Origin of the sequence: Bradyrhizobium xenonodulans (assembly GCF_027594865.1) — a bacterium.
Lineage (GTDB): Bacteria > Pseudomonadota > Alphaproteobacteria > Rhizobiales > Xanthobacteraceae > Bradyrhizobium > Bradyrhizobium xenonodulans.
In genome coordinates, this window is record NZ_CP089391.1 from 3752754 (window position 1) to 3778713 (window position 25960).

Below are 25960 nucleotides of genomic sequence, written 5' to 3' on the forward strand. Positions count from 1 at the left end.
AGGTCTGGTCGTTGGTGCGCCGATGCCGCCGGATGAAATCGCAATGAGGTCTGCCGTGCAGTGGGTGGAAGTGGCCGGATACATTGCCTCGTCGCTGGTGTTTCTGACCTTCTATATGCGCCGCATGGTCCCGTTGCGGCTGGTCGCGCTCTGCAGCAATTTCGCCTTCCTCGCCTACGCCTTCGCGCTTCATCTCGCGCCGATCGCCATCCTCCATGGCGCGCTGATTCCGGTGAACATCGTCAGGCTGATCGGGGCGTTGCGCGAGGGGGCGGCGAATTCGAACGGCGATCCACGTCCGGGCGCGGCGAATTCGCACCGCTATCTGCCGCGCCGGTCGGGGATCGCCTGATGCCCGGGACATCGCGCGGGACCGGCCGCCTCACGTGCCGAGGCGTCTCCACCGCGGTTCGTCCGACGCTGGACGAACTTGCCGAGTTCGAAAGGCTCGAGGCCACCGCACCGCTCGACGAGGAGGGGTGTCCGGCATGGTCGTTCGAGGGCGAGCCGCTGACGGCGCGCGAGCGACGCTGGCTGGAGCTCTATCGCAAGCTGGAGAATTGCGGGCGGCTCGTCAAAACGCATGGGCGGCGCCGGTAATCGCCGGCGCCGCCCAGTGTCGATTCATCGATCGTTCGGTCCGCCTTACGGGCAGGGATGACGCTGGCCGTCATAGCCGAGATACGTGCCCGAGGCCGGGTCATACGATCTGTATCGCTGCGCGCAGTAAGCTGACGAGTCGCCGCCGCTATCGGGGACCACCGCCACTGTCGGCTCATCATAGTAGCTGTCGCCGTAGTAGTAGGGGTCGTCGTAATAGCCGCCGCCATAATAGGCGTACGAGCCGAGGCCGCCGATCGCAGCGCCGGCTGCGAAGCCGGGCCAGAAGCCGCCGCGCCGATGGTGATGCCAGCCACTACCACCCTGCCAGTTGCCGCCGCCGCCCTGCCAGGTGCTGCCGGCGGTCGCGAAGCCGCGGCGATCGCCGCCGCTGAACGTGGTTCCCGTGCTCGGACGGATTGCTGCTGCGCCGGACGTGAAGCTGCCGCCGCCACCGCTGAACCGTGCACCGCCGCCGGCGAAGCTGCCGCCGCCCATGCGGGCGCCGCCGCCGCCGAAATGGGCGCCGCCGCCACCGCCGCCGATGTGGGCACCGCCGCCGCCACCGCCGAAATGAGCCCCGCCGCCACCGCCACCGCCGTGGCCGCCACGGCCCTGGGCGAAGCTCGGCGTCGCGAGCGGAAGAACCAATGCCACGGCTGCCGCGGCACCTAGAACTCTCAGACTGTTCATGGTCAAACTCCTTTTCCCGGAAGCAAACCGCTCGAAAGGCCTGCGGTTCCTGGGTTCACGCCGGTGTGCGCGTGGGGGAGTAGACTTCCACGCGGCTGCTGTACCCGGCATGAACGGATCGCGCCCCATTTGCGGCGTTGGTCGTGCCGGGGACGGTGCATTTGCGCGGGGCACGGCCGCCGCCGCCGAACTGGACATTTCGCCGCCCGGATGGCATCAGGGCCTCACGAAGCAGGGCCCTTGCCGCATGAAACAATTCTTCCTCAAGTTCTTCACCTGGTGGAGTGGCCAGACCTTTGGCACCCAACTGTGGACCAAGCGGTATGGTGAGCTGGTCGGCCAGGACGAGCAGGGCAACCTCTATTATCGTACCCGCGGCGGGGCGATCGATCCGACCCTCGGATTCGAGCGGCGCTGGGTCATCTATAACGGCTATGCCGAAGCGAGCCGCATCCCGCCGTCCTGGCACGGCTGGATCCATCACGTCGTCGACGCTCCGCCGACCGAGGCCAACTATCAGCCGCGCGAGTGGGAAAAGCCGCACCAGCCCAATCTCACCGGCACGGCCAACGCCTACCGTCCCTCCGGCTCGACGCTCGCTAGCGGCAAGCGCCCGAAGGCGACCGGCGACTATCAGCCCTGGACGCCTGGCTAGGCCCCTCAGCCGACGCGAATCGTCATCGCCTGACTGGATGCATCCGCATCCGCCTCACGCCGCTGTGGACAACGGGAAGAACGGGGATTTTGCCTGCGTGCCTGTTGCCGTGTCGCCGGTGATGCGGCTCAATGGTCCCATCTTACGGAGATGGGAAACCATCGCGTTCGGTTCGGGCAACAGTTCGCGACTGTCCCGAGATGCAGCGGCCGCCGACCAGGACTCGATCGGGAGATAGGCCCCCGGTCTGGAAGCTCCGAAATCGCCCGATGGAATGTGCAGCCGCCGTAAGACAGGAAAGGCCGCTCGGGAAACCGGGCGGCCTTTTTCTTTGACAGGCCAGCCCGCAGGTCGCGTGCCCCGGACGCAGCGCAGCGCTGCCCGCTACAGCGCGTCCGGGACACGAAAGCTACATCACCCGCTCAGCCGCGCGCTTCACCGCTTCGAGACGGCGCGCCTGGTTCTGCGCGCCGCGTTCCCTCAGCAATGCCAGCACCTCGGCCGGCGCGGTGTCCGGCGAGCCTGAATTGAACGGCGGAGCCGGGTTGTATTCGAGCTGGAGCTGGATCGCCTCCGCCGTCGTCCGATTGACCATGATCGACACCAGCGTCAGGGCGAAATCGATCCCTGCGGTGACGCCGCCGCCGGTGATGCGGTTGCGGTCGACGCAGACGCGGGTCCTGGTCGGCGTTGCGCCGAACTGGCCGAGCATCTCCATCGCGCTCCAATGGGTGGCGGCGCGATAGCCCTTGAGCAGGCCGGCGGCGCCGAGCGCGAGCGATCCCGTACAGACCGAGGTGACATATTTGGCGCCTTCGGCCTGCTTGCGCAGGAAAGCGAGCACCTCCTCGTCGTTGAGCAGGTCGTTGGTGCCGCCTCCGCCGGGCACGCAGAGCACGTCGAGCTGCGGGCAGTCGGCGAATGTCGTGGTGGGCGTCAGCGTCAGTACGGAGTCGCTCGGCACCGGCTCGATCCGTTTCCAGATCAAATGCAGCTTTGCACCGGGCACGGACGAGAACACCTGCAACGGGCCGGTGAAGTCGAGCTGGGTGACGCGCGGAAACACCAGGAGTCCGATCTGGAGCGGCGACGACATGGGCAGATCCTCCAACGATGAGCTTGACGGACGCAGCCTGTCATGATGCCATTCCGTCCAAAATGGCGTATTTCCCTCAGTTTCGGACATGACCATGATCGGCATCCTGATCTTCCCGGATTTCCAGTTGCTCGATGCGGCGGGTCCCATCTCGGTGTTCGAGATCGCGGCGCGCTGCACCGGCAAGACGACGCCCGGCATCCGCGTGCTGGCGGTGAATGCGGGGCCGGTGCGCAGCTCGTCGGGCGTGGAAATGATGGCGCGCGATTTCAAGTCGGCGAATGCGATCACGACGCTGGTGATCGCGGGCGGCGCGGGCGTGACGGACGCCGCGCGCTGCGAGGTCACGCGCGCCTTCGTGCAGCGGCTGGCGCGGCGCGGCGTGCGGGTCGCGAGCGTCTGCTCGGGCGCCTATGTGCTGGCCGAGGCGGGCCTGCTCGATGGCCGCCGCGCCACCACGCATTGGGGGCGGACGCGCGAATTCGTCGCGCGTTATCCGAAGGTCAAGTTCGAGCCGGACCGGATCTTTACCCGCGACGGCAATGTGTGGACGTCGGCCGGGATCACCGCGGGGATCGATCTCGCGCTCGCGATGGTGACCGAGGACCACGGCGAGGAGATCGCGCAAGCGACCGCGCGGCAGCTCGTGCTGTATCATCGCCGCAGCGGCGGCCAGTCGCAATTCTCTTCGCTGCTGGAATTGAAGACGCCGAACGGCCGGTTCGGCGCGCTGCTGTCCTGGGCGCGCGAGAACCTCGACGCCCGGCTGACGGTCGAGGATCTCGCCGACCGCGCCGGCATGAGCGCGCGGCATTTTGCGCGCGCCTTTGCCGCGGAGACCGGCACGACACCGTCGAAAGCCATCGAACGGCTGCGCATTGAAGTCGCACGCGAGCGCGTGCAGTCTTCGCGCGAGGCGATCGAGCTCGTCGCAGAAGCTACGGGATTTCGTGACCCTGAAAGAATGCGCCGCGCCTTCATCCGCGCCTTCGGCCAGCCGCCGCAGGCGCTGCGGCGTGCGGCGCGCGCGGGCTAAGGCGTGCTGCTTGCGGCCGCGCTTGGTGCATCCGTTCGCGCCGTCAATCGCCGCGCGATCGGCGTCAGCATGTATGGCGCAAGGTGGATCGGAAATTGCGTCATCGCGAAATAGAGCCAGGTGGTGGGCGGCAGCGCGCCGGCGGTTGCGGCCAGCATCAGGCCGAGATTGCGCTGTGACACCATCAGGCCAAGCGCCAGCGCGCGCTCATAGCCGATGCGGCGGAACAGCAGCGTGGTGATTGCGAGCAGCGTGAAATAGATCGCGAATGAGAGCGCCGCGAGGCCGATGGTGAACATCGGCTGGGTCATCAGGTCGCTGGCGACGTCGCCCATCACCGCGGAGGCGAACACCAGCAGGATGATGATGTTGAAGCCGTCGATCGGCTGCTTGTGACGCTGGATCGCGGCGGCACCGAAAATCCATCGGATGATGGTGGCGGCCAGCAGCGATGCCGCGAGGATGCCGAGCAGCTTCAGGCCGAGCGTCGACGGCGTGATGCTGAGCATGTCGCCAAGGAAGAGGCTTGCGAACAGCGACGCGGTGAACGGCACCAGCGCGGTCGAGGTCACCAGCGTGACCAGTACCAGCGTGGCATCGAGGCCCATCAGCGCAGCCAGCGCCGGCGAGGCCATCATCGGCGAGGCCATGCTCTGGAGCATCAAGGCCAGCGAGAGGCCGGGCGCGTGGCTGGTAAGGCCGGTTGCATGGACGATCAGCCCGACGATCAGCGGCACCCCGATGGTGGTCCAGGCCGTTGCGGTCGCAACCAGCGCGGGCCGGCGCAGATGGCTGTAAAGCGCAGCGAGATCGACCCGCATGAAGGAGATGCAGAGCAGAACGAGGATCGCCTCGGTGACGTAGGGCCGCAGCACTGCGCCGAGCGGCGGCATCGCGACCGCGATGAACACGACGGCCGCTACCGCACGAGTGCCCTGGCTGCCGAGCCATGTCAGGGCGCGCAGGGGGAGGGCGAAGATGGTTTGATGAGCGGGAGGCATGAGGGACGGCGTTTCAGCCCAATCCCTTCAACCACGCGCCGATCTCGCTCACGGCGATATTGGCCTGATTGAGCAATTTGCCCATCGTGAGGAAGCCGTGGAATTGGCCGGGATAGTGCCTGGTGGCGACGGCCACGCCGGCCTGCTTCAGCCGCTCGGCGTATTCGTCGCCTTCGTCGCGCAGGGGATCGGCGCCGGCGGTCAGCACATAGGCCGGCGGCAGGCCGGCAAGCTTTTTCGCGCGCGCCGGCGAGGCGCGCCAGTCGTGGATGTCGGCGGCGCCATTGAGATAGTGGTCGCGGAACCAGCGGATCACCGAATGCGTCAGCAGCACGCTGGTCTCCGGTTCGCGATGGGAGCCATGCGTCATGGCGAAATCGACGGCGGGGTAGATCAGCACCTGGCCTGCGATCGCGGGGCCATCGCCATCGCGCGCGGCGAGCGCGACGACAGCCGCGAGATTGCCGCCGGCGCTGTCGCCGCCGATTGCAAGGCGCGAGGCGTCGATGCCGAGCTCGCGCGCATGCGCGGCAATCCATTTTGTGGCGGCGACGGCGTCATCGGCGGCGGCGGGAAATTTGTGCTCGGGCGCGAGGCGGTAATCCACCGAGATCACGATCAGGGCGCCTTCGACCGCGAGCTGGCGGCAGACGACGTCATGGGAGTCGAGATCGCCGATCACCCAGCCGCCGCCGTGGAAGAACACCAGCGCCGGCGACAGGCCATCGTGCCGGCGCGGCGCCTTCGGCTCGTAGATGCGGGCGGGGATCGCACCGTGCGGCGCGGGGATGGCCAGCTCCGCGATGCGCGCAAGTTCCGGCGGCTCGGGGTTGGTCGCAAAGCGCGCCTGCGCGTAATAGGCGCGGGCTTGCGGCGCGGTCAGGGTCTCGTAGGCGGGCCGGCCTGCCTCCTGGAACGCTTGGTAGACGGCGGCGGCATCGGGATCGAGCACGACGGACATGGGGCAGCGGCCTCTGGGTTTCCAGTTATGGTTGGACGTCGTTTTCGGGGGCGGCGCCGCCCCGGCCCCGGGGAAGGGTCTTCCGACTATCCCATCCAGGGGCCGATCTGGCCAGACCGGGCCTGGAAGGGCAGGGTTGCCGCCCTTCCCCCGCCGTATTCCCCGTGTTAACCGGATGGCCTGCGAGCGGCGGTAGTAACCCCTGTAGAATGTCCAACAAGCCCGATTCGCTGTTGAAGCCGCGCGAGATGTTTCGAACCTTTACCCTGACAGGTCTTGCGGCGCTTCTGGCCGCCACCGCACTGACGGTTGCGACGCCGGCCCGGGCGCAGATCGGCACGATCTTCTCCGATCCCCCGCCGCTGCGGCCGCCCGGCAACATTCCGCGTGGCCAGCCGCAACCGCAGCAGATTCCCGACGACGACGAAGAGGTCCCCGAGCTGCCGCCGCAGGGCCGCGTGCTGCCCTCGCGCCCGATGCCGCCGCCGCCAGGCCGGCAAGGGAATGTGATGCCGGGGCCGGTCGAGACCCAGCCGCTGGCGCCGCCGCCGGGCTCTTCCGCCGCGCCGCCGAACCAGCCGCCGTCCGCGGCGATCACACCGCCCAATCCGCAAGGCGCCCCGGGTGCACCCGGTCAGCGTCAGCCCCAGCAGAAGGGCGGGCCGGGCGGTGCCGTGCCGCAGACGCCGGCAAGCCTGCAGCCGGGCGATGAGGTCGTGACCGAGCCGCCGGCCCAGAAGATCGTGAACAAGAAGGCGACCTTCTCCGGCCTCGACAAGATCACCGGGCGCATCATCAATTTCGACGAGGAGATCGGCGAGACCGTCCAGTTCGGCGCGCTCCGGGTCAAGACCGACGCCTGCTACACGCGGCCCGCGACGGAAGCCACCAACACCGACGCGTTCGTCGAGGTCGACGAGATCACCTTGCAGGGCGAGGTGAAGCGCATCTTTTCCGGCTGGATGTATGCGGCAAGCCCCGGCCTGCACGGCGTCGAGCACCCGATCTACGACATCTGGCTGACCGACTGCAAAGAGCCGCAGCAGACCATTGCCACCGCCGCGCCCGATCCCGCGAGCAAGCCGGCTGCGCCACCGCCGCCGGCGCAGAAGAAGGCTGCGCCAAAACAGGTGCAGCAGCGTCCGCCGCAGCCCTTGCCGCCGATCCAGCAGCAGCAACCGGCGCCGCCACCTCCGCCGCCGCCCCAGCAGCAGCCGGGTCTGTTCGGTATTCCGGGGTTTGGGCGCTAGACCAAATCCCCCCGGTTCGGGCGGCAATCTCTCCGACTATTGTTTTGCGGCGATGATCTCGAGCGCGCGTGCGCCCGGGATCGCGTCGCCGGCCGAGAGCCTCAGGAAGTCGCCGGGATCGCCGGCGAGGGCCTTGTCGAGCAGTGCGGTGTAGCGCCGCCGCGAAATCTCGACCGCGCCGAAGCTCTTCAAATGCTCGGTGACATATTGCGTGTCGAGCAGCTCGAAGCCGCCGTGGATCAGCCGCGCGACCAGATGCACCAGCGCGACCTTGGAGGCATCGCGCGCGGCGTGAAACATGCTCTCGCCGAAGAAGGCGCGTCCCAGGCTCACGCCATAGAGCCCGCCGACGAGGTCGTCGCCTTGCCAGGCCTCGACGCTGTGGCAATGGCCGAGCTCGTAGAGGCCGCCATAGAGGTCGCGGATGCGCTTGTTGATCCAGGTGTCCTCGCGGCCGGCCTGCGGCGCGGCGCAGCCGGCGATGGTCGCCTTGAACGCGGTGTTGACGGTGACGCGAAACACATCCGAACGAACGGTGCGCGCGAGCCGCGAGGCCACGCGAAATCCCTCGAGCGGAATGACGCCGCGCAATTCCGGCTCGACCCAGAACAGGGTCGGATCGTCGGCGCTCTCGGCCATCGGAAAGATGCCGCAGGCATAGGCGCGCAGCAGCACGGCCGGCGTGATTTCAGACGAGGCGGAGTCGCGCGAATTCATGGCGCGACCATAGCAGGATCGCGGTGGGGTTGCGATGGGGGCAGGACCCGTGCAATCGCGCGTCAGCCCGCGGCGGCGCTGTTGGTCTTGCCGGGGGCTGCGGGGACGCGGCGGAACTTCAGCATGATGCGCGTTCCTGAATGGGCGGGGTCACGCTCGACGGTGGCATCCAGCTTGGTCGCCATCGCCGCGACGATACGCTGGCCCATGCCGGTGGAGCGCGGATCCGCCTTGACCTTATCGCCGACGCCGTCATCGCTGATCGTCAGCAGCAGATCGTCGGCCCGCGAGGTCAGCTCGACATGGATGGGGCCGGCGCCATCGGGATAGGCGTATTTCACCGCATTCATCACCAGCTCGTTGACGATGATGCCGACGGCGACGGCGCGGTCCGGATCGATCTCGATGGCTTCCGCCTTCACCGTCAGGCGCGACATCCGGTTGCCTTCGGCAGAACGGCGGAGATCCTCGAGCAGCGAGTCCAGATACTGGTTGAGGACCACGCTCTTCAGGTCCTGGGAGGTGTAGAGGCGGCGGTGCACCTGCGCGACCGCGGCGACGCGGCCCATCGCATTGGTCAGTGCCGCCTTGACCTCTTCCTGGCCCGCGGAGTTCGCCTGAAGATGCAGCAGCGAGGCAATGATCTGGAGCGAATTGCCGACGCGGTGATTGACCTCGCGCAGCAACAGCTCACGTTCGGCGGCAAGCGCCGCGTAGCGGTCACGCGAGGCGTGGATCTCGGCTTCGGCTTCCTCGCGCGCCTTCTGCAATTCGGCCTGGCGCAGCGCGCCGTCGGCGGCGACGTGAAGCAGCGGGATGAAGTCGCCCTTGACGTCCTTGACGAGATAATCGGCCGCGCCGGCCTTCAACGCCGTGACCGCGATGCTGGAATCCTGCGAGGCGGTGACGAACACCACCGGCGGCGCGCCCGGGATCGCCATGATCTGCTCGAGCGTCTCGAGGCCGTCGAGGCCGGGCATGTACTGGTCGAGCGCCACGACGTCGATGCCGCCGTCGGTCCCGGCGCGGCGAATGCGCTCCAGGCCTTCCTCGCCGCTGGCGGCATGAATGACCTTGTAGCCGCGCCGCGTCAGGCCGCGATCGACCAGGCGCGCCAGTGCCGCGTCGTCGTCGATGTAGAGCAGTGTTGGTGTGTGCTGGTTCATGAGGCGGCGGGCGGGACCTGGATGACCGAGAAGAACAGGCCGAGTTGCCGGATGGCGTTGGCGAAATTCTCGTAGTTGACGGGCTTGGTGATGTAGACGTTGCAGCCGAGCTCGTAGCAGCGCTTGATTTCCTGGGAGTCGTCGGTGGTGGTCAGCACCACCACGGGCGAGGCCTTCAGATATTTGTTTTCCTTGATCTGCTTCAGGATATCGATCCCGGTCATGTCGGGCAGGTTGAGGTCGAGCAGGATCAGGAGCGCGTTGCCCTTCTGCACGAGGCCGCTGCCGTCGGCGCCGAACAGGTGCCTCATCGCGTCCGTGCCGTTGGCGAAGGAGACGATCTCGTTGTTGACGCCGGAGCGGCGGATGTTGCGCTCGATCAGCCGGGCGTGTCCCTCGTCGTCCTCGATCATGATGATGGTGACGGGCAATGTCATTTGTCGGCGTTCCGGTTGCTGGCGTTCCAGGTGATGGGCAGCGTGATGGTGAAGGTGCTGCCCGCATTCAGTTCCGATGATAACGACATCGTGCCTCCGAGGCGGCGTACAAGTGCACGCACATGCGCAAGACCTATGCCCTGACCCTGCTTGTCCTGGGTTCCCGCCCGGCGGAACAGGTCGAAAATCCGCTGATGGTCCTTCGGATCGATGCCGCGGCCGTTATCGCTGATCTCGAAGATAGCGTATCCAAGCTTGGTGCGCCCCCGGATTCTGATCTCGCCGGGAACACCGTTCTTGAGATATTTGATCGCGTTGTCGATCAGATTGGAGAAAATCTGCTCCAGTGCAAGGCGGTCGCTGACGAGATTTGGCAGCGGTTCGACGTGGATCTCGGCCTGCGCCTCGGACGCCTGGTGCGCCAGCGTCGTCACGATGGCCTCGATCAGCTCGCGCGTATCGACCTTTTCCGGCTGGAACTCGCGCCGGCCCTCGCGGGTGAGGTTGAGGATGGCCGAGATCAGGCGGTCCATCTTGGCGATCGAGGACTTGATGAAGCCGAGGGCTTCGGAAAAATCCGCCGACAATTGCTGGTCGGGACCTTCGAGCGCGATCTGGCCGTCGGCCGGCGGCGGCCCATCAGCCGGGACATGGGTGAGGCCGCCAATGCGGCGGAAGATGTCGCCGCCGAGCTCCTCCAGTTCGCTGGTGAAGCCCATGATGTTCACCAGTGGCGAGCGCAGATCATGGCTGACGATATAGGCAAAGCGCTGGATCTCGTCGTTGGCTTCGCGCAGATCCGCCGTTCGTTCATCGACAACTGCCTCCAGATTAGCGTTGGCATCGCGCATCCGTGCTTCGGCCTCGTCACGGGCGCGCGCGGAGCGCCGCACCAGCCAGGTCGAGATCAGGGCGAGCAGCACGACGAGGCCGGAGCCGATGCCGGTCATCGAGGCCGCGAGCGTCTGGCTCCGGTCGGAGTTGGCGGTGCGAATCCGGAACAGCCGCTCCTCCTCGCGGATCATCGCGTTGGCAAGGTTGCCGATCGTGGTCGTGGTGTTGCCGGCGGCGGCCTCGCGGATCAGCGCCGTGGCCTGCTCGGGCTGACCCTGCTTGACGAAATTCATCTCGCGCGAGAACTGGTCGAGCCGAAGCTCGATCGCGGCACTCAGCTTCTCGATGTTCTCGCGTTGCGCCGGATTATCGCCGATCTGGCGCGTGAGCTTGTCGAGCGCCGGAATGATCGATGCGACGGCCTTCTCGTGATCCGACTGGAAATCCGGTCCCTGCGTCAGGAGAAAGCCGCGGGCGCTACTCTCCGCACGCCGGATTTCCAGCAGCAGGGCGTTGATCTGGTTCTCCGCCTCGATGGTGTGGATCACCCATTTGCTGTCTTCTCTCGCCTTGTTGACGAGGTAGACGGAGCCGGCGCTGATCACGGTCAGCACCAGAAGACCCGCCGCGATCAGCAGGATCTGCCAAAATGCGCGCCGTCGGTGCGCCTCGGCTGTCACGACGGCCTCGCCTTATCGAGTCCAGTGGAATTCAAGCCGCCCCCTTGGAACTGTCGCCATCCCCCAAACGCGATTGCGGCCAAAGGGTTCCATGGAGGAGAGGGTTATCTGGGGGCAGGTTCCGCCTTGCCGGCCAGGTACTGTTCCAGCCAGTGGATGTGATAATCGCCGTTGATGATGTCGTCTTCGCGCACCAGCGCGCGGAATAGCGGCAGCGTGGTCTCGATGCCTTCGACCACCATCTCGTCCAGCGCCCGGCGCAGCCGCATCAGGCATTCGGCGCGGGTCTTGCCGTGCACGATCAGCTTGCCGACCAGCGAATCGTAATAGGGCGGGATCGTGTAGCCCTGGTAGACGGCGGAATCGATCCGCACGCCGAGCCCGCCGGGCGGGTGGTATTGCTGGATGCGGCCGGGCGAGGGCCGGAAGGTCTGCGGATGCTCGGCGTTGATGCGGCACTCGATTGCGTGGCCGATGACCTGGACTTCGTCTTGTCGCGCCGGCAGGTCTCCGCCGGCGGCGATGCGGATCTGCTCCAGCACGAGGTCGATGTCGGTGATGCTCTCGGTGACGGGATGCTCGACCTGGATGCGGGTGTTCATCTCGATGAAGTAGAACTCGCCGTCCTCGAACAGGAATTCGATGGTGCCGACGCCGAGATATTTCATCTCGCGCATCGCCTTCGCGCAGGTCTCGCCGATCTTGGCGCGCGCGGCGGCGGCCAGCACGGGCGAGGGACCTTCTTCCCAGACCTTCTGGTGGCGGCGTTGCAGCGAGCAGTCGCGCTCGCCGAGATGGATCGCGCCGCCACGGCCGTCGCCGAGGATCTGGATCTCGATGTGGCGCGGCTTTTGAAGGTATTTTTCGAGGTAGACGGAGGCATCGCCAAACGCGGATTTGGCTTCGTTGGCCGCCGTCGACAGCGCGAGCTGCAGATCGGCCTCGCTCTGCGCAACCTTCATCCCGCGCCCGCCGCCGCCGGCGGCCGCCTTCACCAGAACGGGGAAGCCGATCTTCCTCGCGATCGCCATCGCGTCGTCATCGGGGCCGACCCCACCGTCGGAGCCGGGGACAACGGGGATGCCGAGCCGCTTGGCTGTCTTCTTGGCCTCGATCTTGTCGCCCATCAGGCGGATGTGCTCGGCCTTGGGGCCGATGAAATGCAGATTGTGCTCGCCGAGGATTTCGGCGAAGCGCGCGTTTTCCGACAGGAAGCCGTAGCCGGGGTGCACGGCATCCGCGCCGGTGATCTCGCAGGCCGCGAGCAGCGCGGGCACGTTGAGATAGCTGTCCTTGGACGGCGGCGGTCCGATGCAGACGCTCTCGTCTGACAGTCGCACATGCATGGCGTCGGCGTCGGCGGTGGAGTGCACGGCGACGGTCGCGATCCCGAGCTCCTTGCAGGCGCGCAGGATGCGAAGGGCGATCTCGCCGCGATTGGCTATGAGGATCTTGTCGAACATGGTGCCTCGGGGCGAATAGAAAGGTGCGAATGGCGAGTGGCGAATAGCGAGTAGAGAACGGTGACACCATTCGCTATTCGCTACTCCCCATTCGCCTCACTCAATGATCACCAGCGGCTCGCCGTACTCGACCGGCTGGCCGTCCTCGACCAGGATCTGCGTCACCGTGCCGGCGCGCGTCGAAGGGATCTGGTTCATGGTCTTCATGGCCTCGATGATCAGCAGCGTCTGGCCGACCGAGACCTTGCTGCCGACCTCGATGAACGGCTTGGCGCCGGGCTCCGGCGCCCAATAGGCGGTGCCGACCATCGGCGAGGTCACGGCGCCCGGATGCTTCGACAAATCGGACGCGGCGGCAGCGGGCGCGGCGGCCGCCGCCGGCAGGGCGGCGGGAGCGGCTGCCATCGGCATCGGCATGGTCGCGGCGACGCTGATGTTGCGGGCCACGCGCAGGCGCAAGCCCGCACGTTCGATCTCGATCTCGGTGAGGCTGGTCTCATCGAGCAGCAAGGCGAGCTCGCGGACGAGCGCGGAATCCTCGCTGGAAAACTTTGCGGCTGCTTTGTCGTCTGGCTGGCGCGCCATGTTGTTCGATCCGAATGTTCTGTGTGAAGAGGGAGCGTCAGGCTTTGGGCTTGATGCCGAGCTTGGCGGCAAGGCCCTGGATGGCGAGACGGTAGCCCTCGATGCCGAAACCGCAGAGCGAGGCGAAGGCCGCGCGTGCGGTGTAGGAGTGGTGACGGAAACTCTCGCGAGCGTGGATGTTGGTCACGTGGACTTCGACCGTCGGGATCTGCACCGCGAGCAGGGCGTCGTGCAGCGCGATCGAGGTGTGCGAATAGCCGCCGGCATTGATGATGATGCCCTTCATCTTGCGGGCGTGCGCCTCGTGGATGAAGTCGATCAGCTCGCCCTCGCGGTTGGACTGCCGGCAGTCGGCCTTGAGGCCGAACGCCGCCGCCGTGTCCCGGCACAGCGTCTCGACGTCGGCCAGCGTCGCATGGCCATACTTCTCGGGCTCGCGTGTCCCCAACATATTGAGGTTCGGCCCGTTGAGAACGAGGATGGTGTCGGTTGCTGGTTCGGCCATTCCAATCCCGCAAGAGGTGCTTCGGCGTGGCGGGGGTTATAGGTAACAAAGCGCGTGAGGGGAAGCCTTGAAGGACCTCCCAGGGGGCTTGAGACACCTCATCCGGGGTGCAAAAACCTGTGTGGAAGCCACGGAAATTGCTTGTTAACCAGTCCGAACGGTGTCTGGCGGACGGGACGAGGCACGGCGGGCCGCCATGATAGGCCAAAAGCCCCCGCCGGTCTCCCGGCAGGGGCTCATTCTGGCTTTCGCGAGGCGGCTTAGCCTTCGATGATGTACACGATCTCGCGCGTCTGCGGACGAACGATGATGTACTGGCCGTGCACGAAGATCACGTCATAGCCGCGCCACTCCGGATAGATTTCCACGATCCGGGGCGGGAGCGGATGGAAGCGGACGGACGCCGGAATCGTCGTGCCGACCGAGATGTTGAAGTTGACGTTCGTGGTCTCCTCGATCTTGGTCGACTTGATCGCCGTGGAGATCTCGGACCGCTTCTCGGGGGGCGGTGCGGCCGTCGCGGTGGCGGAGGCGGCGCCGGTCGTGGTCTGAGACTTGCTGTCGGTCGTGGCCGGACGGTTCTCGGCATTGTTGCTCTTGGCAGCGCCGCCGGCCTTGTTGTCCTCGGCCTTCATGTCCTTGGTGCCGGACTTGGTGGTCGAGTCCTTGGTCGTCGAGTCCGAGCTCATGCTCTTCGACTTGTCCTGCGTGGACTTGTCCTGCGCGGACTTGTCGTGCGTGCCCTTGTCTTGAGTGGCTTTGTCCTGTGTGCTCTGGGCACGCTCGCCCTTCGCTGCACCGGCCTTCTCGTCAGCGGCGTTCTTGTTCATCGTGCCGGACTTGTCCATCCCGCCGGATTTCTCCATCGCGCCGGACGACTTCTCTTCAGCGGCTCCGCCGGGCTTCATCGCGCCGCCAGACTGGCCGACGGTGCCCTTCTCGTGCGTGGAGTCGCGGCCCATCGAGCCGCCGCGCTCAGCCGCGCCGCCGGAAGGCTGCGAGTGCTGCGTCTGCGCGCCGCCGGCGCCACCGCCGCTATCGCGGCCCATATTGCCCTGTGCGTTCGCCAGACCGGTGCCCGCGACGAGCGCGAGTGTGGCAACCGAGATCATAAAGCGGTTCAACATCGAAATTCTCCTCACGTGTTTCTTTGCGTCATTGCCCGCGCCGACAACGAAAGGAGATTTGAGTTGTTCCTGAACCTGGGCGGTTCCCAGGCATTAGTTTGTTAAACGCGAGATGAACGGCTTTGCACGATTGCGCCACGCCCAGGTGCAAGAAAAAAGGCCGGCTTTGAAGCCGGCCTCATCGCGTTTTCAGGTCCTGGAACAGGTCATCAACAAGTCGCCTTGCCGCAGCGTGCAAGGCCAATCTTTTCCTTGAGGCCCTCGACGCCGACGGCGCCGATCACGATCTGCTTGCCGATCACGTAGCTCGGCGTGCCGTTCATGCCCATCGCCTCCGCCAGCTTGAAGTTCTCCTCGATGGTGGCGCGGACCTCGGGGCTGCCGATGTCCTTCTCGATCTTGGCGGTGTCGAGGCCGGCTTCCTTCGCCGCCTGCAGCGCGCGCGCCTTGTCGGCGGCGCCGCGGCCGCCGAGCAGCTTCTGGTGGAAGTCGAGGTACTTCTTGCCGGTGGGATCCTGCATGCGCACGGCGACCGCGACCTGGGCGGCTTCGACCGAGCCTTGGCTCAGCACCGGAAACTCCTTCAGCACGACCTTCAGCTTCGGATCGCCCTTCATGATGGTGAGCATGTCGTCCATCGCGCGCTTGCAGTAGCCGCAATTGTAATCGAAGAACTCGACGAAGGTGACGTCGCCGTCCTTGTTGCCGAGCACGACCTGGCGCGGCGAGTTGAAGATCGCCTCGGAGTTCTGCGCGATGCTGGCCTCGTGCTTCTGCGTTTCGGCCGCGGCCTGGCGCTTGCTGAGCTCGGCCATCGCTTCCTCGAGCACCTCCGGATGAGCGATCAAATAGTTCCTGACGATCGCCTCGATGTCGGTGCGCTGGGCATCGGAGAAGCTGTCGGCCGACGCGGGCACGGCGGCGCCGAACATGGCGAGCGCGAACAGCGCGGGAGCAAGCAGGCGCAGCGAAAGCATAGGCAAATCCTCTTATCCAAAGCAGGTTTCGGAAAACGTCCCGGCGGACTCAAAGCTCGGTGTCGTGACGTCGTGCGTCGTTGTCGTCGATCTAGTTACGCGGCGGCTTGGCCGCCACGATGTCGTCGGCCTTGACCCATCCGGGCGTGCCGACGGCGAAACGGGTTTTCGCGCGCGTGGCGAGCTCGCGGGCGGTCTTGTTGTCGCCGCGCAGAAAAGCGGCCTGCGCCGACGCCAGATCCGCCTCGGCATAATCGCCCTTCCGGCCATAGGCCATCGCGAGCTGCATGTAACCGAGGGCAGCCTCCGGTTCCCGCGCCACCGCGGCCCGGAGAATCCGAACGGCATCGTCCGTGTAGGCCTTATTATCGGATCCAACCAGAGCCTGCCCAAGTAACATCTCGATGAGGGGCGCGTTGTTCGAGAGCTGCGCCGCCTTGCGCAGGGCAGGGATCGCTTCGGCCGGCTTGCCGCCCTCCAGCAGCGCCTGGCCGCGCACCTCGTAAAAATACGGGTTGTTGGGCTGGACCTGAATCAGCGCGTCGACCTGGGCCAGCGCGCTGCGCAGATCGCCGTGCAGATAGGTGCTGATGGCGCGGGCATAGCGCGCCGGCAGGCTGTCGTTGGTCTGGGGATAGCGGCGGTACACCGTCTCCGGCCGCTCCATGAACGCGGAAATCTTGGCGCGCACCATGTCGTGGCGGAGCTGCAGCGCGGGATCGTCCTTCTTGTCCCAATAGGGGCTGGAGCTGGCGAATTCCTGGAGGGAGGCGACGCGTTCGGCGGGCATCGGGTGCGACTGGAGATAGGGATCGGCGCCGCGGGCTGCGAACAGGCTCTCGCTGGTGAAGCGCTTGAAGGTCTCGTACATGCCCTTCGGCGACTGCTGGGTTGCGGTCAGGAATTTCACGCCGGCGCGGTCGGCGTTCTCCTCCTGCTGGCGCTGATAGGACAGCAACGTGCGGCGGATCACTTCCTGCGGAGCGGCGATCGCGGCGGCGCCGGCATTGGCGAGCCCGTTGTTGCCTGTGCTGCTGCGCTGGGTGCTGCCCGCGGCGATCGCTCCGGCGCCGAGCAGCATCGCGATGATCATCTGGGTCTGGGCGGCGGCGAGCTGCTCACGCAGCTTGGACAGATGACCGCCGGCCAGATGCCCGGTCTCGTGCGCGAGCACGCCGATGATCTGGTTCGGCGTCTCCGACTGGAGGATCGCGCCCCAATTGACGAAGATGCGGCGGCCGTCCGCGACGAACGCGTTGAACGAGCCGTCGTTGATGATCACCATCTGGATGTTCTGCTTCTCCAGACCGGCGACGCGCAGGATCGGGCGGGTATATTCGCGCAGCAGCTGCTCGGTTTCGGTGTCGCGCAGGACCGGCGGCCCCTTGGCCTGCGCATGCGCGGCCGGGATCGGCAACAGCGCGATCGCCGCGGCCGTGACGAGGGCGGTGAGGGCAGAGGCCTTCTTGCGCAATGCGATCTGAAGCAACATCAGGCGGTCTGGGTCAACAAAGGGCTTGGTCAAACGGTCTTGATCAAGCAGTTTCGTGATTGGTTTTTGGCGATTGGCGGCGGACCGGATACGCGATATGCCCTTGTGAGCCGTACTCCTTATGAGCCGTACAATGCGGCCAGTCTGGGGCGCAAGAGCCCCGTTTCCCGGACCGGACCGACCGGTTCGGCAGCGAAATAGCAGAAATCAATGCACGATGCGACATTGAGGAACCGGTTGGGGCAGTGGCTTGAGCCCTCCCGCCGCAGCGATGTTCCCCCGTTCATGGTGATGGACGTGATGGCGGAGGCGGCCCGAATCGAGGCGGCCGGCGGCCACGTCATCCACATGGAGGTCGGCCAGCCCGCAACCGGCGCCCCCAGGACCGCGATCGCGGCCGCCCATGCGGCGCTCGAGGCGGGGCGGATCGATTATACCTCCGCGCTCGGCATCCCCTCATTGCGCGCGCGCATCGCGCGGCATTATCGCGACGCCTATGGCTGTGACGTCAGCCCTGACAGGATCGTGGTGACGACCGGTTCCTCCGGCGGGTTCATCCTGGCCTTCCTGTCGATGTTCGAGCCCGGCGACCGCGTCGCCGTGACGGTGCCGGGCTATCCGCCGTACCGCCACATCCTCACCGCGCTCGGTTGCGAGCCGGTGCTGATCGAGACCACGAATGAGACGCGTCATGCGTTGACCGGCGAGGCATTGCTGGCCGCGCATCGCAAGGCACCGCTGAAGGGTGTGCTGGTCGGCAGCCCGGCCAATCCAACGGGAACGATGATGTCCCGCGAGGCGCTCGCCGGCCTGATCGCGGCGGCGGAAGATGCCGGCATTCGCTTCATCTCGGACGAGATCTATCACGGGCTCGACTATTCGTTTCCGGCGGTGACGGCGGCATCGCTCTCCGCGCATGCACTCGTGATCAACTCCTTCTCGAAATATTTTTGCATGACCGGCTGGCGCGTCGGCTGGATGGTCGTGCCGGAGATGCTGGTGCGGCCGATCGAGCGGCTGCAGCAGAACCTGTCGATCTCGGTGCCGTCGCTGTCGCAGATCGCAGCCGAAGCCGCCTTCGACGGTGCGGCCGAGATGGAGGAGATCAAGCACGGCTATCAGGAGAACCGCCGCATCCTGATCGAGGGATTGCCAAGAGCAGGCCTGCGCAAATTCCTGCCGGCCGACGGTGCATTCTATCTCTACGCCGACGTCTCCGATTTCACCTCCGACAGTTTCGAGTTCGCCAAGCAGATGCTGGAGCAGGCCCACGTTGCGGCCACGCCCGGCCTCGATTTCGATCCCATCCATGGCCGTTCGTTCATACGGCTGTCCTATGCCCGCTCGGCTGATGAGATGCGGGAGGCAGTTGACCGGATCGCTCACTGGCTTAAATAGCCGCCAGTTTTCGACAGCCTTCTGGAGTTGATCTTGTCTGACCGTTCTGTCCCCACCACCGCCACGCATTCTCCTCTCGCCGCCTTGATGTGGCCGACCCGGCCCGGTGAAGCCGTCGGCGCGCTTCGCGCTGTCGTGCTGATTGCGCTCGGCACCGTCTTGATGGCGCTATCAGCCAAGGTGAACCTGCCGCTGCCTTACGTGCCCATGACGTTGCAGACGCTGGTCGTGCTGATGATCGGCGCCGCCTATGGCTGGCGCCTTGGCAGCGCAACCATGATTGCCTACCTCGCTGAGGGCGCGATGGGGCTGCCGGTGTTCGCCGGCCCGGTTGGTGGGATTGCACCGCTGGTCGGCCCGACCGCCGGCTATCTGTTCGGCTTCGTTGGCGCCGCCTTCGTCACCGGCTGGCTCGCCGAACGCGGCTGGGATCGCAGCGTGATGTTGCTGTTTGCGGCCATGGCGGTCGGCCACGTCGTCATTCTCGCCGCCGGCTTCGGCTGGCTGGCCTTCGGCCTCGGCCTCGGCATGTCCAAGGCGTGGCAGGTCGGGCTGATGCCGTTCGTCGCGGCCTCGCTGGTGAAGAACGCGCTTGGCGCGACGCTGATGCCGGCGGCCCGCCGGATCGTCGATCGCCGCGGGTAAAGCGCACAACAACGAGCAGTTCCAATTGACAGAGCCGGCCAAGTTGATCTTGGCTGGCTTTGAGTTTGAGGGGGAGTGAAACGATGACGACGACAACGATGGCGGAGGCGCCGGTCGCGCCGCCCGCAGCAAAGCCGTGGTACAAGGTTCTCTACGTCCAGGTGCTGATCGCGATCGTGCTCGGCGCCATCGTCGGCTGGCTGTGGCCACAGGTCGCCACCAACGACTGGATCAAGGCGCTCGGCGACGGCTTCATCAAGCTGATCAAGATGGTGATCGCCCCGATCATCTTCTGCACCGTCGTCTCCGGCATTGCCCACATCCAGGACGCCAAGAAGGTCGGCCGCATCGGCGTCAAGGCACTGGTCTATTTCGAGGTCGTCTCGACCTTCGCCCTGGTGATCGGACTCCTCATCGGCAATCTGGTGAGGCCGGGCGCAGGCTTCGGCAATGCGGCAGCGAACGAGGCCGCCGTCGCAAATTACGCCAAGCAGGCCGCCGGCCAGAAGTCCGTCGACTTCGTGCTGCACATCATTCCGGACACCGTGGTCGGCGCCTTTGCGCAGGGCGAAATCCTGCAGGTGCTGCTGTTCTCGGTGCTGTTCGGATTCGCCCTCATGGGGCTCGGAGAGCGCGGCCACACGATCCGCAGCTTCATCGACGATGCCGCGCATGCGGTGTTCGGCGTCATCTCCATCGTGATGCGCGCGGCGCCGATCGGCGCGTTCGGCGCGATGGCCTACACCATCGGCAAGTTCGGCACCGGCGCGATCCTCAATTTGATCGGGCTGATCGCCACGTTCTACGTCACCGCGGCGCTGTTCGTGTTCGTCGTGCTCGGCATCATTGCGCGCATAGCCGGATTCTCGATCTTCAAGTTTCTGGCCTACATCAAGGACGAGCTCCTGATCGTGCTCGGCACCTCGTCCTCGGAGAGCGCGCTGCCGTCCTTGATGGAGAAGCTCGAGCGTCTGGGCTGCTCCAAGTCGGTGGTCGGTCTCGTGGTGCCCACGGGCTACTCGTTCAACCTCGACGGCACCAACATCTACATGACGCTGGCGACGCTGTTCATCGCACAGGCGCTCGGTTTCGATCTCTCCTTCGCCCAGCAGCTCACCATCCTGGTCGTGGCGATGCTGACCTCGAAGGGTGCCTCCGGCATCACCGGTGCCGGCTTCATCACGCTGGCCGCGACGCTCGCCGTGGTCGATCCACGCCTCGTGCCGGGCATGGCGATCGTGCTCGGCATCGACAAGTTCATGAGCGAGTGCCGCGCACTGACCAATCTCTGCGGCAACGGCGTGGCCTGCGTGATCGTCGCCTGGTGGGAAGGCGAGCTCGACCGCGACAAGCTCAATGCCGCCCTCGCCAGGCAGATCGATCCGACCGACATGGAAACCGCCGTCACGACGGACTGAGTGCCGTCAGGTCCTGAAGTAATGGGGCTGGTCGAGATCTTCGATCAGCCCTTTTTCTTTGGGTTCCCAGCCGAGCATGGCGCGCGTCTTCGCGCTCGAGGTCGGAACGTCGACCGCCGCAAATCGCGCGAACCAGCCGAAATGCGCCTCGGCTTCATCAGGAGATTGCGAGACCACGGGCACCCCGAGCCTGTTGCCGATCACCGCCGCGATCGTCTTGAACGGGACGCCTTCCTCGGCGATGGCGTGATAGTGCTTCATGGTTGCGCCTTGCTCCAGTGCGAGCCGGTAGACGCGTGCGGCGTCGGTGCGGTGCGCGGCCGGCCAGCGGTTCATGCCGTCACCGATATAGGCCGCCACGCCTTTTTCGCGCGCGAGGTTGATGAGGATCGGGACGAAGCCGTGATCGCCTTCGCCATGCGTCGACGGAGGAAGCCGAACCGCGGCGGCGCGCACGCCGGCGAGCGACAATGCGGTCGATTCCGAGACGCGCGGGAAATGTTGCGACGCTTCGTCGTCCTCGGTCGCGAGCCGTCCGGGCGCGAGCAGGGCGACGCCTGACGTGACGATGAGCGGACGCTCGGAGCCCTTCAGCTCCTCGCCGAGCGCCAGGATGGCGCGGCGGTCGAGCGCGCAGTTCTCGGTGAACTTCGAGAAATCGTGGTTGAAGCCGAGGTGAAGCACGCCGTCGGAAGTAGCCGCGCCGCTGCGCAGAGACGCATGGTCCTCCAGCGCGCCGCGATGGATCTCGGCGCCCATCGCGATGAGCGCGGCGGCACCCGCGTCGGAGCGGGCGAGGCCGGTGACACGGTGGCCGGCGGCGATCAGGTCGCGAACGACGGCGGAGCCGACGAAGCCGGTGGCGCCGGTGACGAAAACACGCATGAGCGATCTCCAGAGGGTTGGTGGAGACGAGTATCTGCGCTAGTATTATCCGGGTAAAGTAGTGACCTTATCAGGGTATAATAGCTAACAGGATGAGCGAGACCGCTTCAGCCGAAAACCTGCTCGGCACCTATCTGAAGGACCGCCGCACCCGGCTCGACGCTGCCGCGTTCGGGCTCGCCGGCAGCCGCAGGCGCACGCCCGGACTGCGCCGTGAGGAGGTGGCGCAGCGCGCCAATATCAGCCCGACCTGGTACACCTGGCTGGAGCAGGGCCGCGGCGGCGCACCGTCGGCCGACGTGCTCGACCGCATCGCCCGCGCGCTGATGCTGACCGATGTCGAGCGCGAGCATCTGTTCCTGATCGGCCTCGGCCGTCCGCCCGACGTGCGCTACCAGGCCACCGAGGGCGTCTCGCCGCGGTTGCAGCGCGTGCTCGACGCGCTCGCATTCAGCCCGGCCTTGGTGCGGACTGCGACCTGGGACGTCGTCGCCTGGAACCGCGCCGCCAGTGTCGTGCTGACGGACTACGGCGCGATCCCGCCGGACAAGCGCAACATCCTGCGCTTCATCTTCTGCGATCCGCGCGTGCGCGCCGCGCAATATGACTGGGACAGCGTGGCCCGCTTCGTGGTGGCGGCGTTCAGGGCCGACGCGGCGCGCGCAGGCGCCGTCTCGCACGTCGCCGATTTCGTCGACGAGCTCTGCCGCACCAGCCCGGAATTCGCACGCCTCTGGCGCGACAACGACGTACGCCATCATGGCGACGGCACCAAGCGGCTGCGGCACCCCGTTCACGGCACCATGTCGTTCGAATATTCGAGCTTCAATGTCGAGGGCCGCTCCGACCTCAGCATGATCGTCTACAATCCGGCGACGCCCGCGGACACCGAACAGATCAGGAAGTTGCTCGCCGAGCGCGCCGACTGACGGAATTTGCCGCCTCGTGCGTTTAACCCGCATCTGACTTTGAAGGGGCGGGCGGCATCGTGGGCAATGCGACTGTGCATCGGATTGTTTTGCAGGCGGCGGAGCATTTTGCCGCGGGGCGGCCGGATCAGGCCGACGCGCTCTGTGCGGAGGTGCTGAGGGCAGAGCCGGATCATCTGCCGGCGCTGCATCTTGCGGCGGTGGCCGCCTTCGTCACCGACCGCGCGCCCGATGGCGCCGCGCTGCTCGGCCGCGTCTTCAACATCGATCCGGAGCACGCGCCGGCCCTCGTCACGCTCGGCGATGCGCTGGCGGTGAAGGGCGAGCAGGAGGGCGCTGTGGCCGCGTTCCGGCGCGCCCTGGTCCGGCGTCCGGATGATGCCGGCCTGCACAACAAGCTCGGTGTGGCGCTCGGCGAGCTCTCGCGCTTCGACGAGGCGGAAGCCGCCTACCGCCGCGCGCTCGCGCTCGACGCGCATCTGACGCGGGCCTGCTTCAACCTTGCCGTCGTGCTTGCGGAGCAAGGGCGTCCGGCCGAAGCGGAGGAGGCCTATCGCGCGGTCATCGCGCGGGAGCCGGACTATCGCGGCGTGTGGCTCAATTTCGGCAATCTCCTGATGGACCAGATGAAGTTCGGCGAAGCGGCGGCCGCCTACAGCCGCGCGCTCGTCGCCGATCCAGACGATGCGGCGCTGCTTTGCAATCTCGGTGCCGCGCTCTATCGGCAGGGATTGCTCGAAGATGCCATCGTCCGGTACCGCCGCGCGATTGCGCTGGTGCCGGACAACGCTCCGGCGCTGCGGCTGCTCGGGCTCGTCCTGCATGAGGCCGGTCACCTGCCGGAGGCTGCCGAGATCTACAGGCGGAGCTTTGCGCAGGATTCATCCGATCATGTCATCGCCAGCAATCTCGGCGCCTGCCTCTCCGAGCTCGGCGCCCTGGATGAGGCGATTGCTTCCTGCGAGCACGCGCTGCTGCTGAAGCCGGATCACGCCCCGGCCTGGACCAATCTCGGCATCATCTTCGAGAAGCAGGAGCGCGTCGACGATGCGGTTGCCGCGCATCGCTGCGCGGTCGTGTCCGACCCCGCCTATGCCAAGGGGCATGCCAATCTCGCGGTCGCGCTGCGCAATGCCGGCGAGATCGACGAGGCGCTCGCGGTCTCGCATCGTGCGGTCGCGCTCGATCCCGAGCAGCCGCTTGCGCAATACAACCACGCGCACTTCCTGCTCATGAACGGCGATTTCGCCAATGGGTTCGAAGCCTATCGCTGGCGCCGCAAGTGCAAGACGCTGTCGGACGGAGATCCTTCGTTCACCGAGCCCGAATGGCAGGGCGAGCCTCTGAACGGCCGCACCTTGCTGCTGTTCGCCGAGTACGGCCTCGGCGATGCCCTGCATTTCGTGCGCTATTTGCCGATGGCGGCTGCACGCGGCGGACAGATCATCTTGCAGGTCCAGCCCGCGCTGGCCTCGCTGCTGCGGCAACTGCCCGACGTGACCGTGATCGCGCGCGGCGAGCCGCTGCCGCCGTTCGATCTGCAACTGCCGCTGATGAACCTGCCGCGGATCTTCGGCACCACGCTCGACACCATTCCGGCGGACGTGCCGTATCTGCATCCCGATCCCGCAAGACTGTCACGCTGGCAGGTTGCGCTCGCGGGCGCGACGGCGCTGAAAGTCGGTGTGGTCTGGGCCGGCAATGCCAGGCACAAGGGCGACCGGCAGCGCTCGCTTCCGGCCGCGGCGGTGCTGCCGCGCCTCGTGATGCCAGGCGTGCAGCTCTACTCCTTGCAGAAGGAGCCGCGCCCCGACGATGGCGAGGTGCTGGCGGCCCTCGGCAGCGACATCGTCGATCTTGCGCCTGCGCTGGGCGATTTCGCGGATACCGCCGCGGCGGTCGCGGCGCTCGATCTCGTCATTGCCGTCGATACGTCCGTCGCCCATCTCGCCGGCGCGCTCGGCCGTCCGGTCTGGATGCTGACGCCTTACGCGCTCGACTGGCGCTGGCTGCGCGACCGCGAGGACAGTCCCTGGTATCCGACCATGCGACTGTTCCGCCAGCGCGCCCCGCGCGAATGGGACGACCCGCTGCTGCGCATCTCGGCCGCGCTCGCGGTGCTTGCGGCGAAGGCCCAGGCCTAAGAAAACAAGACTAAAACCGCTCCGGCCGGTAAGGCGCCGGATCGATCACGGGCGTCTCGTCGCTCATGATCTCGGCAAGCAGGCGCCCGGTCGCGGGTCCCAGCGTAAAACCCTGATGGCCGTGGCCGAAATTCATCCAGAGGCCGGGGTGGCGCGGAGCGCGGCCCAGCACCGGCAGCATGTCCGGCGTGCAGGGGCGGGTGCCGAACCACGGATCGGGCTCGACGCGCTTGCCGAGGTCGATCAGCTCGCGTGCCGACGCCTCGGCGCTGGCAAGCTGCACGGGCGTTGCGAGCGCATCCATGCCGGTCAATTCCGCACCGGTGGTAATGCGGATTCCCTTGGCCATCGGACCCATGGCATAGCCGTTGCCCTTGTCGACCAGCGGCAGGTCGAGCGACGCACCGCCGCTGTAATGCATATGATAGCCGCGCTTGCGCACCAGCGGAATGCGATAGCCGAATTTGGTGAGGAGATCGGGCGACCATGGTCCGAGCGTCACGACGGCATGGGCCGCGTCGATGCGACCCTGGTCCGTATCGACCGACCATCCCGTCGCGGTCTGCTGCAGGCTCTGGGCATCACCGAGCACGATGGTGCCGCCGAGGCGCTCGAATAGCTCGGCATAGGCTGTGACCAGCGCGCCGGGATCGGACACGGTCCAGGTGTCGAGCCAATGGATCGCGCCGGGAAGATCGTCGCGCAGGATCGGCTCGGCCTTGGCGAGCTCGGGCCCTGAGAGCGCACGAAACCTCACGCCGAATTCGCGCTGGTCTTCTTCCGCCGATTTGACGGCGAGATCGAAGGACGCTGCGTCGCGGTGCAGATGCCGATAGCCGGCGCGGCGGATCAGATTGTCGGCATGGGCTTCGCGGATGAGGAGGTCGTGCTCCGCGGTCGCATAGGCGATCAGCCGCGCCCATGCGTCGACCGCCTCGCGATGCCGCTTCGGCGCCGAATGCCACCAGTAGCGGAGCAGGGGCTCGATATGGAGATGGAGCGACGACAGGCTGTAGCGCACGTCATTGGTGCGGCCGGTCGCGATCTTGAGCAGCGAGGCGAGGTCGCGCGGCATCGGATAGGGGCGCACCGCCTCCGCCTGGATCATGCCGGCATTGCCGTAGCTGGTCTCGCGGCCCGGCTCCCTGCGGTCGACGAGGGTGACGGACCAGCCGCGCTGCTGCAGGTGCAGCGCTGCGCTGACACCGATCATGCCGCCGCCGAGAATGATCGCGCTTTGCATCGGGAGAATTCTCCTGTCAGGCC

General features: G+C 66.4%; 26 protein-coding genes. 10 read left to right on the top strand and 16 right to left on the bottom strand.

The features are described from left to right. The first annotated feature begins 22 nt into the window (after positions 1-22). Both I3J27_RS17540 and I3J27_RS17545 read left to right on the top strand, forming a co-directional pair. The gene (locus I3J27_RS17540; protein ID WP_270171743.1) at positions 23-352 is read left to right on the top strand and encodes a hypothetical protein; all 330 of its coding nucleotides are present in this window, start codon (positions 23-25) and stop codon (positions 350-352) included. Next, the gene (locus I3J27_RS17545) at positions 352-600 is read left to right on the top strand and encodes a hypothetical protein (RefSeq protein WP_270171744.1); all 249 of its coding nucleotides are present in this window, start codon (positions 352-354) and stop codon (positions 598-600) included. The genes I3J27_RS17540 and I3J27_RS17545 overlap by 1 nt, the downstream gene beginning before the upstream one ends. A 45-nt stretch (positions 601-645) precedes the next feature. Here I3J27_RS17545 and I3J27_RS17550 read toward each other — a convergent pair whose 3' ends face one another. Further along, positions 646-1293, bottom strand: a complete 648-nt coding sequence (locus I3J27_RS17550; RefSeq protein WP_270171745.1) for a BA14K family protein — start codon at positions 1291-1293, stop codon at positions 646-648. 247 nt (positions 1294-1540) lie between these two features. Here I3J27_RS17550 and I3J27_RS17555 point away from each other — a divergent pair, with 247 nt between their 5' ends. Beyond that, entirely contained in the window at positions 1541-1948 is a 408-nt protein-coding gene (locus I3J27_RS17555) for an NADH:ubiquinone oxidoreductase subunit NDUFA12 (RefSeq protein WP_270171746.1), read from the top strand. A gap of 409 nt (positions 1949-2357) precedes the next feature. Here the strand turns inward: I3J27_RS17555 and I3J27_RS17560 are convergent, their stop codons facing one another. Further along, on the bottom strand, positions 2358-3044 hold the full coding sequence (locus I3J27_RS17560; RefSeq protein WP_270171747.1) for a DJ-1/PfpI family protein: 687 nt from the start codon (positions 3042-3044) through the stop codon (positions 2358-2360). Positions 3045-3138: 94 nt separating this feature from the next. On the opposite strand from I3J27_RS17560, the gene I3J27_RS17565 reads away from it, so the two are divergent. Next, positions 3139-4080 carry a GlxA family transcriptional regulator gene (locus I3J27_RS17565; RefSeq protein WP_270171748.1) on the top strand — a complete coding sequence of 314 codons (942 nt, stop codon included), beginning with the start codon at positions 3139-3141 and terminating at the stop codon, positions 4078-4080. On the opposite strand, the gene I3J27_RS17570 is transcribed toward I3J27_RS17565, so the two are convergent. Together I3J27_RS17570 and lipP1 are read right to left on the bottom strand one after the other, a co-directional pair. Then, the gene (locus I3J27_RS17570) at positions 4077-5081 is read right to left on the bottom strand and encodes a Na+-dependent transporter (protein WP_270171749.1); all 1005 of its coding nucleotides are present in this window, start codon (positions 5079-5081) and stop codon (positions 4077-4079) included. The genes I3J27_RS17565 and I3J27_RS17570 overlap by 4 nt on opposite strands. Positions 5082-5094: 13 nt before the next feature. Continuing rightward, complete coding sequence (gene lipP1 / locus I3J27_RS17575) at positions 5095-6042, bottom strand: LipP1 family hormone-sensitive lipase (RefSeq protein WP_270171750.1); 948 nt, start codon at positions 6040-6042, stop codon at positions 5095-5097. Positions 6043-6251: 209 nt separating this feature from the next. Between lipP1 and I3J27_RS17580 the strand changes: the two genes are divergently transcribed. Continuing rightward, complete coding sequence (locus I3J27_RS17580; protein WP_270171751.1) at positions 6252-7292, top strand: DUF2155 domain-containing protein; 1041 nt, start codon at positions 6252-6254, stop codon at positions 7290-7292. A gap of 36 nt (positions 7293-7328) precedes the next feature. Here the strand turns inward: I3J27_RS17580 and aat are convergent, their stop codons facing one another. The 10 genes from aat to I3J27_RS17630 all read right to left on the bottom strand — a co-directional run bounded on the left by aat (position 7329) and on the right by I3J27_RS17630 (position 17275). Next, positions 7329-8009 carry a leucyl/phenylalanyl-tRNA--protein transferase gene (gene aat / locus I3J27_RS17585; protein ID WP_270171752.1) on the bottom strand — a complete coding sequence of 227 codons (681 nt, stop codon included), beginning with the start codon at positions 8007-8009 and terminating at the stop codon, positions 7329-7331. Positions 8010-8071: 62 nt separating this feature from the next. Beyond that, entirely contained in the window at positions 8072-9175 is a 1104-nt protein-coding gene (locus I3J27_RS17590; protein ID WP_270171759.1) for a sensor histidine kinase, read from the bottom strand. Beyond that, positions 9172-9612: a response regulator gene (locus I3J27_RS17595; RefSeq protein WP_270171761.1), complete on the bottom strand. Its 441-nt coding sequence runs from the start codon at positions 9610-9612 to the stop codon at positions 9172-9174. Before I3J27_RS17595 ends, I3J27_RS17590 begins: the two co-directional genes overlap by 4 nt. Next, on the bottom strand, positions 9609-11126 hold the full coding sequence (locus I3J27_RS17600; RefSeq protein ID WP_270171763.1) for a sensor histidine kinase: 1518 nt from the start codon (positions 11124-11126) through the stop codon (positions 9609-9611). Before I3J27_RS17600 ends, I3J27_RS17595 begins: the two co-directional genes overlap by 4 nt. Before the next feature lie 104 nt (positions 11127-11230). Continuing rightward, positions 11231-12589, bottom strand: coding sequence for an acetyl-CoA carboxylase biotin carboxylase subunit (gene accC / locus I3J27_RS17605; protein WP_270171765.1), 1359 nt, complete (start codon positions 12587-12589; stop codon positions 11231-11233). A gap of 96 nt (positions 12590-12685) precedes the next feature. Continuing rightward, a complete protein-coding gene (accB, locus tag I3J27_RS17610; RefSeq protein WP_270171767.1) occupies positions 12686-13174 on the bottom strand; it encodes an acetyl-CoA carboxylase biotin carboxyl carrier protein in 489 nt (162 codons plus the stop codon). Between the two features lie 37 nt (positions 13175-13211). Further along, positions 13212-13679: a type II 3-dehydroquinate dehydratase gene (gene aroQ / locus I3J27_RS17615; RefSeq protein WP_270171769.1), complete on the bottom strand. Its 468-nt coding sequence runs from the start codon at positions 13677-13679 to the stop codon at positions 13212-13214. A 260-nt stretch (positions 13680-13939) separates the two neighbouring features. Further along, positions 13940-14806: a DUF1236 domain-containing protein gene (locus tag I3J27_RS17620; protein WP_270171771.1), complete on the bottom strand. Its 867-nt coding sequence runs from the start codon at positions 14804-14806 to the stop codon at positions 13940-13942. Between the two features lie 209 nt (positions 14807-15015). Then, positions 15016-15783 (bottom strand): DsbA family protein, encoded by a 768-nt coding sequence (locus I3J27_RS17625; RefSeq protein WP_270171773.1) that lies wholly within the window; start codon positions 15781-15783, stop codon positions 15016-15018. A 91-nt stretch (positions 15784-15874) separates the two neighbouring features. After that, positions 15875-17275: a M48 family metalloprotease gene (locus tag I3J27_RS17630; protein ID WP_270171775.1), complete on the bottom strand. Its 1401-nt coding sequence runs from the start codon at positions 17273-17275 to the stop codon at positions 15875-15877. A 210-nt stretch (positions 17276-17485) separates the two neighbouring features. On the opposite strand from I3J27_RS17630, the gene I3J27_RS17635 reads away from it, so the two are divergent. From I3J27_RS17635 to I3J27_RS17645, 3 genes are all read left to right on the top strand, one after another. Continuing rightward, positions 17486-18673, top strand: coding sequence for a pyridoxal phosphate-dependent aminotransferase (locus I3J27_RS17635; RefSeq protein ID WP_270171777.1), 1188 nt, complete (start codon positions 17486-17488; stop codon positions 18671-18673). A gap of 87 nt (positions 18674-18760) precedes the next feature. Next, positions 18761-19318, top strand: a complete 558-nt coding sequence (locus tag I3J27_RS17640) for a biotin transporter BioY (protein WP_270172828.1) — start codon at positions 18761-18763, stop codon at positions 19316-19318. 83 nt (positions 19319-19401) lie between these two features. Then, a complete protein-coding gene (locus I3J27_RS17645; protein WP_270171779.1) occupies positions 19402-20736 on the top strand; it encodes a dicarboxylate/amino acid:cation symporter in 1335 nt (444 codons plus the stop codon). Positions 20737-20742: 6 nt separating this feature from the next. Here the strand turns inward: I3J27_RS17645 and I3J27_RS17650 are convergent, their stop codons facing one another. Then, a complete protein-coding gene (locus I3J27_RS17650; RefSeq protein ID WP_270171781.1) occupies positions 20743-21621 on the bottom strand; it encodes an SDR family oxidoreductase in 879 nt (292 codons plus the stop codon). Positions 21622-21713: 92 nt separating this feature from the next. Between I3J27_RS17650 and I3J27_RS17655 the strand changes: the two genes are divergently transcribed. Both I3J27_RS17655 and I3J27_RS17660 read left to right on the top strand, forming a co-directional pair. Next, positions 21714-22550, top strand: a complete 837-nt coding sequence (locus tag I3J27_RS17655; protein WP_270171783.1) for a helix-turn-helix transcriptional regulator — start codon at positions 21714-21716, stop codon at positions 22548-22550. A 59-nt stretch (positions 22551-22609) separates the two neighbouring features. Next, a complete protein-coding gene (locus I3J27_RS17660) occupies positions 22610-24694 on the top strand; it encodes a tetratricopeptide repeat protein (RefSeq protein ID WP_270171784.1) in 2085 nt (694 codons plus the stop codon). A 10-nt stretch (positions 24695-24704) separates the two neighbouring features. Here I3J27_RS17660 and I3J27_RS17665 read toward each other — a convergent pair whose 3' ends face one another. Then, complete coding sequence (locus tag I3J27_RS17665; RefSeq protein WP_270171786.1) at positions 24705-25937, bottom strand: NAD(P)/FAD-dependent oxidoreductase; 1233 nt, start codon at positions 25935-25937, stop codon at positions 24705-24707. Between the last annotated feature and the right edge of the window lie 23 nt (positions 25938-25960).

Coding starts and splice junctions, on each gene's coding strand:
- I3J27_RS17540 (WP_270171743.1), top strand. CDS start 23: ATGCCGCCGGATGAAATCGCAATGAGGTCTGCCGTGCAGTGGGTGGAA.
- I3J27_RS17545 (WP_270171744.1), top strand. CDS start 352: ATGCCCGGGACATCGCGCGGGACCGGCCGCCTCACGTGCCGAGGCGTC.
- I3J27_RS17550 (WP_270171745.1), bottom strand. CDS start 1,293: ATGAACAGTCTGAGAGTTCTAGGTGCCGCGGCAGCCGTGGCATTGGTT.
- I3J27_RS17555 (WP_270171746.1), top strand. CDS start 1,541: ATGAAACAATTCTTCCTCAAGTTCTTCACCTGGTGGAGTGGCCAGACC.
- I3J27_RS17560 (WP_270171747.1), bottom strand. CDS start 3,044: ATGTCGTCGCCGCTCCAGATCGGACTCCTGGTGTTTCCGCGCGTCACC.
- I3J27_RS17565 (WP_270171748.1), top strand. CDS start 3,139: ATGATCGGCATCCTGATCTTCCCGGATTTCCAGTTGCTCGATGCGGCG.
- I3J27_RS17570 (WP_270171749.1), bottom strand. CDS start 5,081: ATGCCTCCCGCTCATCAAACCATCTTCGCCCTCCCCCTGCGCGCCCTG.
- lipP1 (WP_270171750.1), bottom strand. CDS start 6,042: ATGTCCGTCGTGCTCGATCCCGATGCCGCCGCCGTCTACCAAGCGTTC.
- I3J27_RS17580 (WP_270171751.1), top strand. CDS start 6,252: ATGTCCAACAAGCCCGATTCGCTGTTGAAGCCGCGCGAGATGTTTCGA.
- aat (WP_270171752.1), bottom strand. CDS start 8,009: ATGAATTCGCGCGACTCCGCCTCGTCTGAAATCACGCCGGCCGTGCTG.
- I3J27_RS17590 (WP_270171759.1), bottom strand. CDS start 9,175: ATGAACCAGCACACACCAACACTGCTCTACATCGACGACGACGCGGCA.
- I3J27_RS17595 (WP_270171761.1), bottom strand. CDS start 9,612: ATGACATTGCCCGTCACCATCATCATGATCGAGGACGACGAGGGACAC.
- accC (WP_270171765.1), bottom strand. CDS start 12,589: ATGTTCGACAAGATCCTCATAGCCAATCGCGGCGAGATCGCCCTTCGC.
- accB (WP_270171767.1), bottom strand. CDS start 13,174: ATGGCGCGCCAGCCAGACGACAAAGCAGCCGCAAAGTTTTCCAGCGAG.
- aroQ (WP_270171769.1), bottom strand. CDS start 13,679: ATGGCCGAACCAGCAACCGACACCATCCTCGTTCTCAACGGGCCGAAC.
- I3J27_RS17620 (WP_270171771.1), bottom strand. CDS start 14,806: ATGTTGAACCGCTTTATGATCTCGGTTGCCACACTCGCGCTCGTCGCG.
- I3J27_RS17625 (WP_270171773.1), bottom strand. CDS start 15,783: ATGCTTTCGCTGCGCCTGCTTGCTCCCGCGCTGTTCGCGCTCGCCATG.
- I3J27_RS17630 (WP_270171775.1), bottom strand. CDS start 17,275: ATGTTGCTTCAGATCGCATTGCGCAAGAAGGCCTCTGCCCTCACCGCC.
- I3J27_RS17635 (WP_270171777.1), top strand. CDS start 17,486: ATGCACGATGCGACATTGAGGAACCGGTTGGGGCAGTGGCTTGAGCCC.
- I3J27_RS17640 (WP_270172828.1), top strand. CDS start 18,761: ATGTGGCCGACCCGGCCCGGTGAAGCCGTCGGCGCGCTTCGCGCTGTC.
- I3J27_RS17645 (WP_270171779.1), top strand. CDS start 19,402: ATGACGACGACAACGATGGCGGAGGCGCCGGTCGCGCCGCCCGCAGCA.
- I3J27_RS17650 (WP_270171781.1), bottom strand. CDS start 21,621: ATGCGTGTTTTCGTCACCGGCGCCACCGGCTTCGTCGGCTCCGCCGTC.
- I3J27_RS17655 (WP_270171783.1), top strand. CDS start 21,714: ATGAGCGAGACCGCTTCAGCCGAAAACCTGCTCGGCACCTATCTGAAG.
- I3J27_RS17665 (WP_270171786.1), bottom strand. CDS start 25,937: ATGCAAAGCGCGATCATTCTCGGCGGCGGCATGATCGGTGTCAGCGCA.